At 45.7% G+C, this 9493-nt stretch carries 10 protein-coding genes; 1 reads left to right on the top strand and 9 read right to left on the bottom strand.

What is annotated here, in order from left to right; all coding sequences use genetic code 11:
* The 9 genes from NA59_RS11845 to NA59_RS11890 all read right to left on the bottom strand — a co-directional run.
* Positions 1-262, bottom strand: a 262-nt coding sequence (locus NA59_RS11845; RefSeq protein WP_198401112.1) for a transposase, incomplete at its 3' end; no start/stop codon positions are given.
* A 108-nt stretch (positions 263-370) separates the two neighbouring features.
* Positions 371-892, bottom strand: coding sequence for a DsrE/DsrF/DrsH-like family protein (locus tag NA59_RS11850; RefSeq protein WP_044412998.1), 522 nt, complete (start codon positions 890-892; stop codon positions 371-373).
* A gap of 9 nt (positions 893-901) precedes the next feature.
* Positions 902-2050 carry a YeeE/YedE family protein gene (locus tag NA59_RS11855; RefSeq protein WP_044413001.1) on the bottom strand — a complete coding sequence of 383 codons (1149 nt, stop codon included), beginning with the start codon at positions 2048-2050 and terminating at the stop codon, positions 902-904.
* A gap of 27 nt (positions 2051-2077) precedes the next feature.
* Entirely contained in the window at positions 2078-3454 is a 1377-nt protein-coding gene (locus NA59_RS11860; RefSeq protein ID WP_044413003.1) for a sigma-54-dependent transcriptional regulator, read from the bottom strand.
* The gene (locus tag NA59_RS11865; RefSeq protein ID WP_044413006.1) at positions 3447-4859 is read right to left on the bottom strand and encodes a sensor histidine kinase; all 1413 of its coding nucleotides are present in this window, start codon (positions 4857-4859) and stop codon (positions 3447-3449) included. The genes NA59_RS11860 and NA59_RS11865 overlap by 8 nt, the downstream gene beginning before the upstream one ends.
* A 110-nt stretch (positions 4860-4969) precedes the next feature.
* A complete protein-coding gene (locus NA59_RS11870; protein ID WP_232504090.1) occupies positions 4970-5899 on the bottom strand; it encodes an MBL fold metallo-hydrolase in 930 nt (309 codons plus the stop codon).
* Between the two features lie 511 nt (positions 5900-6410).
* On the bottom strand, positions 6411-7316 hold the full coding sequence (locus tag NA59_RS11875) for a porin (protein ID WP_044413009.1): 906 nt from the start codon (positions 7314-7316) through the stop codon (positions 6411-6413).
* A gap of 434 nt (positions 7317-7750) precedes the next feature.
* A complete protein-coding gene (gene phnD / locus NA59_RS11885) occupies positions 7751-8629 on the bottom strand; it encodes a phosphate/phosphite/phosphonate ABC transporter substrate-binding protein (RefSeq protein WP_044413015.1) in 879 nt (292 codons plus the stop codon).
* A gap of 124 nt (positions 8630-8753) precedes the next feature.
* On the bottom strand, positions 8754-9020 hold the full coding sequence (locus NA59_RS11890) for a hypothetical protein (RefSeq protein WP_044413018.1): 267 nt from the start codon (positions 9018-9020) through the stop codon (positions 8754-8756).
* A 196-nt stretch (positions 9021-9216) separates the two neighbouring features.
* On the opposite strand from NA59_RS11890, the gene NA59_RS11895 reads away from it, so the two are divergent.
* On the top strand, positions 9217-9493 hold a 277-nt coding region (locus NA59_RS11895), incomplete at its 3' end, for a transposase (protein ID WP_044413020.1).

The following is a 9493-nucleotide window of genomic DNA, read 5'->3' on the forward strand; positions in this document are numbered from 1 at the left end:
CAACCGATTCATAGGTGGCACGTTCTATTTTGCGGCTGGAGAATACACCGGTGGCATAGCCATAGACCAACAAGCTAATTAATAAACTGGGGTGGTAGGCGCTACTACCGCGCAAACCATAACTGTTTTCAATTTGGGTTAAATCAAGCTGGTCAACGACCTCGACGACAAAACGTGCAAGATGGTCATCAGGCAGCCATTCATCTAAGGTTGGCGGTAGAAGATATCCGCTAAGGCGGTCTATTGGGCGAAAGCGACTCATTGTTTTTATCTCATAAGTAATATGGGCATATTTTAACACATATCGTCTTTTAGCATATTATTGTTTGATTAGTCCGACAGGCTCCTAGATAATAGCTCCTAGCGCTGGTTAAATAAACAAACTCTGATTTTGTGGGCTGTTGGCAAAGTAGGTGGCGGCACCGGCATAGTCGATGCCCTCAATGAAATCCGTGTGTTTAAATCCCATCAGCTCAATACTCATCTCACAGGCGGTCATTTTTACGCCCATTTCAAGGCAGAGATCGCGCAGTTCTGCAAAAGAGAGTTGCCCTTGATTCTTAAGCTGTTTTTTGAATGCCCAAGTTGCAAAGCGGGTCATGCCAGGCAGTGCCCAGACTAAATCCGGCACGCTTTGCCTAAAGTCTGGCTGACGTAGCCAGCTTGGGCCAAAGGGCATGTGAATCGGCATAGCGGGGTTGCCCACGGGCGACACGCGCAAGCTGTTTGTGTTTTTAAGCAGACAACGCAACCCATAAAAAGTAAAAAATAAATTTACCTCTTTATCCATGACACAAGCGGTACTGGCTAAAATCATCGGCGGATAGGCCCAGTCCAGCGTGCCTTTGGTTTGAATAATACTGAGTTGTCCTTTGCTGTCGTCGATTGGCATGTTTATCCTTTAACGCTTCATTATCAATTTAAGAGCAACGATATTACCGACTATCGCAAAAATAATCCAGAGCCAGCCATGAAGACTACCGGAGGCAATGCCGCTAAAAAACGCCCCTATATTACAGCCATAGGACAGGGTGGCGCCAAAGCCCATGAGTAATCCACCAATAATGCCCTTGCTTAACGCCGAAAGGCTAAAGCCATGCGCTTTGGAGGAAGCGCCATGATAAAGCGTGACGAGCAGTGCGCCCAGTATCACGCCGATAGTCGTCAAGCTGACCGGATCATCTAATAGCGGGCGCTCTATACGCGTTTCATATAAAACAGAAATATCCCAAAAACGCCAGTCTAACCCTAAGTTCATCATTTCAGAAAATTTAATGCTCCAGATAGTAAACACTGACGCAATAGACCAGGGTTGACCTGAAATGATAAATACCGAGAAGTTAAGCAAGGCTAACAGCACGCCCGCAATCAATAACGGATGGCGTGCAAAACCTAACCAGGCCTGGTTGTGTTGCGCATATAAAGCTTCAACGCTTTGATGGCGTTGCTGTTCGCCTTTTATTAATAGCCAGTAGACCAAACCCAGTAATCCCAGCCCCACCAATAACCCTAAACCACTAAACAGATCTAAAAATGAAAAGGGGGCGAGGGTCGGCCAGTTTACCCAGTGACCATAAAAATAAGCCCCTGTTAAGCCACCTATAAACAAGCAGATAAAGGTAATAAATGACACGGGAACGAGTTGGCCCACACGGTTAAACGTGCCCGATGAGCAGGCGCCAGCCAATTGCATGCCAATGCCAAATAAAAATGCCCCCACTACCACCGACAGGCTAATCGGGCGCACCAAGCCTTGGTAGCTTTGTTCACCTATTTGCTCAAGCAGAATGAGTGGCGCAAACAGAAGGCTGGCTAATAGCAACATCACAATCTGCGCACGAATCCCTAGGCTGCGTCCTTCGACTAAAAATCGACGCCATGCGCTGGTAAAGCCAAACACAAAATAGTTGAGGCTCGCTCCCAACGCTAAACCCAGCACTAATAAAACTTGCAGTTTCCAGTGGCTGAGCGAAAATATGAGCACTAGAATCAGCGCACTGGAAATGAAAAACCAGGGGTAACCAAAGTAGCGCTGGGCGGCAAAAAACATAATGTTAATTCCTTGTGTGAGTTATATTCAGTGCGTGGAGGCTGTCAATTTGCTGAGTTTACGATGCAGGGTGGAGGCGTCGATACCTAGCTCGCGTGCGGCTTGCGATTTATTGCCGTTGCAACGTTCTAGCGTATAGTCGATCCATTGTTGCTCCAGTTTTTCAAGGCTTGTGCTTGGGTTAATCGCTAAACCGGGTGCGATGAGAATCTTTGATGGCGCGGGGCGCAGGTCTTGAGGAATATGCGCGGGTTCAATCGAATCGCCCTGGACTAACACCACCGCGCGCTGGATGATGTTTTCCAGCTCACGGATATTGCCCGGCCAGTCGTATTGTTTGAGTAGTCTTAAGGCTTCTGCGCTGATTTGTGAAACGGGTTTGTTGAATTTCTTGGAAAACCGACTCAAAAACAATTCCGCTAAGGCTTGAATGTCATCAGGACGTTCTCGCAATGGCGGTAAATTAACCGGGAAAACATTAATCCGATAGTACAAGTCTTGGCGAAATGTGCCTTCTTGCACTAAGCTTTGCAGGGTTTGATTGCTGGCAAAAATCAACCGAACATTCACCTGAATGGTACTTTGACCACCGACACGGATCAGGGTTTGGTTTTGCAAAAAATGCAGCATTTTGGCCTGAACCTCTGCACTCATGCTATTGATTTCATCTAGCAATAATGTTCCGCCATCCGCGAGTTCTAACAAACCCAGTTTGCGTGCTGTCGCACCCGTAAACGCGCCTTTTTCGTGGCCAAACAATTCTGACTCAATCAGGTTGGCCGGTACGGCCGCACAGTTGAGTTCAAAATAAGCCCCTTGAGCGCGTGGGCTGTGTTGGTGAATGTATTTGGCGAGTACGCCTTTACCTGCACCCGTTTCGCCTTCAATGAGTACCGGTACATCCATTTGGCAGACTTGCTGAACGAGTTGATAGACCGCTTTAATTTGCGGGCTTTGGCAGATGGGTTGCAATTGGGGGTCATCAAGTTGGGCGAGGCGGGTTTGTAGCTTAATTAATGCCTTGCGATGCTGTACTTGGTCAACCAAGCGTTGTAATAAGGCATTCATTTGCGCAATGTCGAATGGCTTGGTAATCAAATCATACAAACCTTGCTTAAATCCTTGCACCGCATCTTGCAGGGTAGCATAGCCGGTAATTAACACAACTTGGGTATCTAGGCTGGCGTGCTTGGTGGTTTCTAATACCTCCAAGCCGTTTCCATCCGGTAAGCGTAAATCGGTCAAAACTACTGCAGGCGGGTTTAGGTGAATGGCTTTTTGGGCGACTTGTGCCTGTAAAAATACCTCAACCCTAAAGCCCGCTTCAGTTGCCAGTTCGGCTAATAAATCGGCCATGTCTTGATCATCTTCGACTACAAATAAAATCGGTTTGCTTTTAATCATCTATCGTTTGATCCGTTTGTTTGTTCAACTCAGTGGCTAGGGTGATTTTAAATTCAGTATGCCCAGGTTGGGATTTTACCAGTTCGATCTGTCCATGCATGGCTTCAATCATTTGTTTGGCGACAAATAAGCCTAAGCCTGTGCCTTCATGGCTCGGTTTGTTGGTGACAAAGGCGTCAAAAATGGTGGTTTGCAATTGAGCGGGTATGCCTTTGCCATTATCGATAATGTGCAACCAGGCCTGGTGGTGTTTTGAGGTTAATTTAACGGTTATTTCAGTCGCTTGGGCTTCAACCGCATTACCAAATAGGTTAAATAAAACTTGTTCCAGCATGCCGCCATCGGCAATAAAATTAACCGCATTAACCTGCTGGTGAAGTTGGCTGAGTCCTTTTTGTTTGAGAACCGGCGTGACCAATGCGCAAAAGCTGGTTAAGTAGGCCGCGCCTTCAAGCGTGACTAATTCCGCTTTTGGGCTGCGAGAGGCATTCAGCAAGCTTTTAACAACGTCGGCGCTGGTTTTGGCTTGGCGCTCGATAATTTGCATGCGTTTTTGAATCGTGGCATCGTGTGTTGTGCCTTGAACCATTTGCGCATAACCAATAATATTGGCAAGCGGGGTGTTTAGATTATGCGCCAAGCCTGCGGCCATTTGTCCAATCGACGCGAGGCGTTGTGCGTCGCGCAAACGCTCGGTCATTTGGTTAGAGAATTGGTGCGCCTGTTCCAGCGCTTGAATATGGCTACTGATGTCTTGTTGCAGTTGATTAAAAATGCCGTTCAATGCCTCAACTTCCTTGGGGGCGTGTTTGAGTGAAAGCGGGGTGAGGTTGAGGGAGGAATGCAGTGGATTTAAGCGAGAAAGTAGCTGCTCAATCGGTTGAATCAATTTGGCGGCAAGCAGTTTTTTTATTAGCCAAGATTGTAAAACTAGCAGGCCAAGTAACCCGAGAAAAGCCAGAATCATCATTTTATTCAGTGTGCTATTGATTAACTCGCGTGAATAAATTAATTCAATTTCGCCCAACGGGCGGTTGATAAATAAAATCGGGGTGGTTTGTTGTAAATACTGGCTGGCATAGTCTTGCGGTTTGATGCCGGACTCGGCTAACAGGTCGCCTTCAAGCGTTGAAATACGAAGATAAACAATATCTTGTGATTGGTGAACCAAATCATCAGCAAAACGCTCGATCACCGCATAATCACGAATCAGTACCGAATCCAATGTCATCAGGGCAAGTTGCTCAGACAGCGCCTGCGCCTTGTCGCGCAGGGTGTCTTCAAGGGTATGGGCCACAATCTGATGAAAAAACAGGGCGGCTAAAAGGGTAAAGCCAGTTAAGCCTAATCCAAGGTAGAAATTAAGCAAGCCGGAAAGCGTAGGTGTTCGCCAAAAAGGGTTCAAGGTTTAGTCCTTTATAAACCCGCATATTATGAAACATGCGGGTTAACAAAAACGTCCCAGTTGGGACGTTTATTTTATAAGCTCCAGTCTTAATAATAACACGTGTCGAATTACATTGATTCCATTTCTAGGCGTTGGAAGGTGTTGCTGATGTTACGACCGTGCCAGCCATCGAAATGACGCAGATGTTGAAATTGTGACCAATCACGCGAAGGGGATACATCGTCCAAGGCGCCCATGTCATCAATTGTTTCTTTAACGGCTTCAACCACTTGTTTTAAATAATCACCGGTTTCGCGTTGGACTTTTGCCTTGTCGGATACCTCACCATGACCGGGTACAATGTATTTAGCGGGTAATTGAATCATCTGCTCGTAAGCGTCTAGCCATTTAACCGCATGGGTGTGAGGGTGAACACCTAATAAACGGTCAACATACACATGATCGCCTGAGAACAGAACCTGTTGCTTCGGTAACCAAACTACCGCATCGCCTGGGAAGTGGGCATCGTTGAAGTATTTAACTTCAAAGGTTACGCCACCGATGCGAACAGCTGCATCCGTACCTTGGAATGGGCGGGGCGCATGGAAGGGGGTTTGGTCATGGAAAATAGGGTCGGTACTTTTGATACGATTCAAAATAGACGCTTCCATTTTAATTTGGGTGTCTACCGTGGTTTGCATCGCATAGATTTGCGCGCCTTTTTTAGCAAAGTAGTCATTGCCTAACCAACGATGATCTTGTGCGCCAGTGTTAAATACCGCGACAATTTTTTGATCGGTGATTTTTTTAGCTGCTTTTTCAATCGCCGCCGCTGAAAGCGGGCCTGCGCCTGAATCAATAATCACCGCGCCTTCCGAGGTGACGACTAAACCAATATTGGCATTGAGCCCGAGGTTTTCTTTGGTGCGGTCGTTGATTTCACCGATAAAGGCATAGACATTGTCTGTGACTTTATCAAACTTAACCACATCCGCCATAGCAAAGGTGGGCGCAACCAGCGCCGCACCTAAAAATAATGATTTCATCATTCTGAACATAATAAAAATCCTTTTGTGAGTTTAAAATAAATAAAAAATTTGGTAAATCAAATATAGCATGCGGCTTGCTTTTCTGCAAAACAAACCTCCTTATCCTGCTCTGTCATCCTGCGCGAAGTTGCAGGATCCAAGCGGCGGCCATAGACCCGGTCTCTCTGCCACGTTGTACGTGGGAGCGCTTTAGACTTGGGCTCGAGCGTTGTTGCATAGGTTAAACCGTTCTGCATTCCCACGCACAGCGTGGGAACGAGGTTAGCTAACCAACCTCCCGTCATTGCGAGGAGCACAGCGACGCGGCAATCTCCAGCAGAAAACTACATTTTTGCACAATATCAAAAAAGGGTCTTTCAAAAAAAAGGCCAGAACAAAGTCTGGCCAAATTAACTAATGAAAAACAACAAACTAGCTATGAGTTTGAAATTGTGACTTGAGAGGACACTACTCAACCCAAGTCGAACCTGCTCCTAGGAAGAAAGAGCAGGGTACAGCGCCAATTTAACTAGGAGTTAAATTAGAAACTACGTTGCATACCAAAACCAAAATGAGTGTCGTCATTATCACCTACAGTCCATACGTTAGCAAAGATATTAGTCTTTCTGCTGAAGTGATAAATTCCACCAACTGCCACGTTAGTTGTTGCATCTGAACCGTCTTCATCTAGACGCACAACAGCGGCTCTCAGTGTTGTGTTGTCAATTCGATAGGTTACTGGTAGAGTGATTTGAACTTCATCGCCACCATCTAGGCTTTCATATAAAAGTCCTGTTCCAAGTGCACCCGCTTTGTAATAAATGCCAGCAGAGTAATTATCGTCTTCTGTGTCCGAACCTCTAGAGTCATAAGATACACTAAATCTTAAATCACCTGTTGAGTAGACTGCACTAATTCCAGCGTTTACATCAGTTTCATTGCCTGTAGCCGCAACATTGGCATTAATAGTTAAACCATTCATGTTTTTAGTGCGATAGTGAACACCCATTTCACGACCCCAGCGCGCCGCATTAAAGGCCTGAGCATCAGCTAGTGTATCGGTAAATGCGCGGAAAGGTAGCACTGCAAGTTTATGGGCATGGTCTGAACGTCCAAAGCGGATGGTACCAAAGTCACCAGCGACACCAGCCCATAGTTCCTCGTTGAATGCGAAGTTATTTGCTTGTGTAGGACCATTAGCGCCAGAAGTTACGTTACCCATCACGCGGTAAATACCTTTCATACCATTACCTAAATCTTCAGAACCATGTACGCCAAAACGTGTTCCATACCAAGAGTTTTGTAATTGATTATCGCCATTAGCATTTTTAACCATGCCCATTTCATATTTAGCTTGGCCAAAGAAGTTGTGGTCAGATTTTTTGTCAGCCATTACTGGGGTAGCGGCTAGTGATGCAACAGCCATTGCAATTAACGTCTTTTTCATTTATATCTCCTAGTTATTTTTTAGTATCACAATTGATTTATATTTAATTGTAAATTGTGGTTCTGAAGGATCACGTTAGTGGTGTTCGGTCAGCGGGCCATGCCGTGCTGTCTTTCAACCGCTCCTCCTTTAGTTAGCTTCTATTGAGCTTTTTTGTTTGGTGTGAGCATCAAAACCAGCTTAACAGTAGAAATAAGCGTGCCAAAAGTTAAGTTGTTGATTTTTGTGTTTATTGTGTATTTTTAATGGAAGGATTGTGCAAGCAAAATGCAACGGGTATTGCATTTTGCAATGGTTTAGCGCCACTGTCGTTAAATTTAGAAAAACTCGTCATTGCGAGGAGCAAAGCGACGCGGCAATCTCTTGAGGGCGTGCGTAGTCTGCTGGAGATTGCCACGGCCTTCGGCCTCGCAATGACGTTTTATTTGTTGGGTTTAGCGCTCGATTAGATTGAGAATGCGTTTGGCTTCTAAAAAGTCATAGTCATCGACTTCGTAAAAATGTTGCGAAAAATCGTCAGGGGTTTGAGTAGGGTCTGGCAGGAGTAACGCGTCACGTAGTTGGTCGATGATGAGTGGGTCTAGCCCTGCGCGCGCAACCAATACCGTGGGGGCGAGAAACTCGGAGGTGTGGAGTATTCGAATCGGTTGCCCAAGGTCGATAAAGCGCTGTGCTAAGCCTTCGGTGGTGGCGGCGGCATCAAAATCTTTGTGAACAACCGACATGATCGCCCGTTCATGGCGCCCCAGAAAGCTGTAAAACTGTAGGTCGCTCAGGAAAATCTGTTCAAGGCGCAAGAGTTGCCTGACTACAAAATGACCGCTGTAGGAGTGGTAGGAGCCAAAGGCAAAGCTGTGGTGTTTGAGTTGGTCAATCTGGCTGATGTCGCTATCTTGGTGAACAATAATCGCCGCGCGATAGGGCGCTTCGGCAACAATCAGTTTGATCGGTTCTGGGTGGTTTGGCTGAAAATTATCCCGCGCTTTAATATAAGCGGAAGGACCCATATAGGCCATGTCCACTTCACCTAAAGCGAGGCGTTTTATTTGTTCTTCGTAGCTGTGGGTGATATGCAGATGAACAGGCTGGTTGAGTATTTGACTTAGATAGGCAACAAGCGGTTCAAAGCGCAATTGGATTTGCGAGGGCATTTCATAAGGCGGCACTGAGAGCACCAGGCCTGGTTGCGAATCAAGGGATTTATTGCTTGTTTGGGTCTCAGTTTGTTGGGCTTTTTGACAGCCCAAAAGCATAAAGGTAAAACCGATAACAAGCAACCAAGAGGCATAAGGGCTAGTTTGTAGAGCCGACATTGTTAAGCGGTTTGTTTTTCCCACGCCGTGCGCGGGAGTATAGATGGGTACAAAATCTCAACGCCATCGCGCTTAATTCCGGCATATGGGAAAGCTTGTGTATTGATTGGATATGCGCAGTTCATTAGTGGATGTGCTGGTTGTTTTTTATCTTGTTTAGGTGGGCTAAAACCACGTCCACTGGCACATTGAGCTTTTCTGCGAGCTCTTCAATTGGCATATCTACAAACGCCATCATTTCGATAATGGTTTCTAGTTTGCCCTCCAGTTTGCCTTCAATCTTGCCTTCTAGTTTGCCCTCCAGTTTGCCTTCTAGCATTCCTTCCAGTTTGCCGAATTTATGGCCGATGTTGTAGCTGGGTAGATCTTGTAGTGATGTTTCTCTTAACATATGCTATACAACCTTTGTAAGTCTTATAATTGATAACCAATTGTTTTAGTTTATATTTAATTCTGTAAGCGTTTTAATTTTGTTTAAGAGGAGACCTTTGCACGAGAAAAGCTTGCCAAACCACTATAAATCTGCAAAGAAATCGCTTGTATGTTAAAATGTCAACATGTTATTACATATTACTGGATCTTATCACATGGCATGGAAAAACCTCTCACAGACCTCACTCGCTGATGCATTTATCTGCCCCCATCCGGCACTCAATGAATTAGATGGGGTTGAAGAGCTAATTGACTGGTCAGCGTGTGAAGCCTTAATGGTCAATATCCATAGCAACCCCATGGGTGAGCGTGCCTTTCCACCGCTACTTATGTTCAAGATCCTACTATTACAAACCTGGTACAACCTCAGTGATCCAGCCTGTGAAAAACAACTGGCTCGCGATTTATTATTTCGTCGATTTGTCCAGCTCA

The organism is Thiomicrospira microaerophila (assembly GCF_000934765.1).
Classification (GTDB): domain Bacteria; phylum Pseudomonadota; class Gammaproteobacteria; order Thiomicrospirales; family Thiomicrospiraceae; genus Thiomicrospira; species Thiomicrospira microaerophila.

Coding starts and splice junctions, on each gene's coding strand:
- NA59_RS11860 (WP_044413003.1), bottom strand. CDS start 3,454: ATGATTAAAAGCAAACCGATTTTATTTGTAGTCGAAGATGATCAAGAC.
- NA59_RS11890 (WP_044413018.1), bottom strand. CDS start 9,020: ATGTTAAGAGAAACATCACTACAAGATCTACCCAGCTACAACATCGGC.
- NA59_RS11855 (WP_044413001.1), bottom strand. CDS start 2,050: ATGTTTTTTGCCGCCCAGCGCTACTTTGGTTACCCCTGGTTTTTCATT.
- NA59_RS11870 (WP_232504090.1), bottom strand. CDS start 5,899: ATGTTCAGAATGATGAAATCATTATTTTTAGGTGCGGCGCTGGTTGCG.
- phnD (WP_044413015.1), bottom strand. CDS start 8,629: ATGTCGGCTCTACAAACTAGCCCTTATGCCTCTTGGTTGCTTGTTATC.
- NA59_RS11875 (WP_044413009.1), bottom strand. CDS start 7,316: ATGAAAAAGACGTTAATTGCAATGGCTGTTGCATCACTAGCCGCTACC.
- NA59_RS11850 (WP_044412998.1), bottom strand. CDS start 892: ATGCCAATCGACGACAGCAAAGGACAACTCAGTATTATTCAAACCAAA.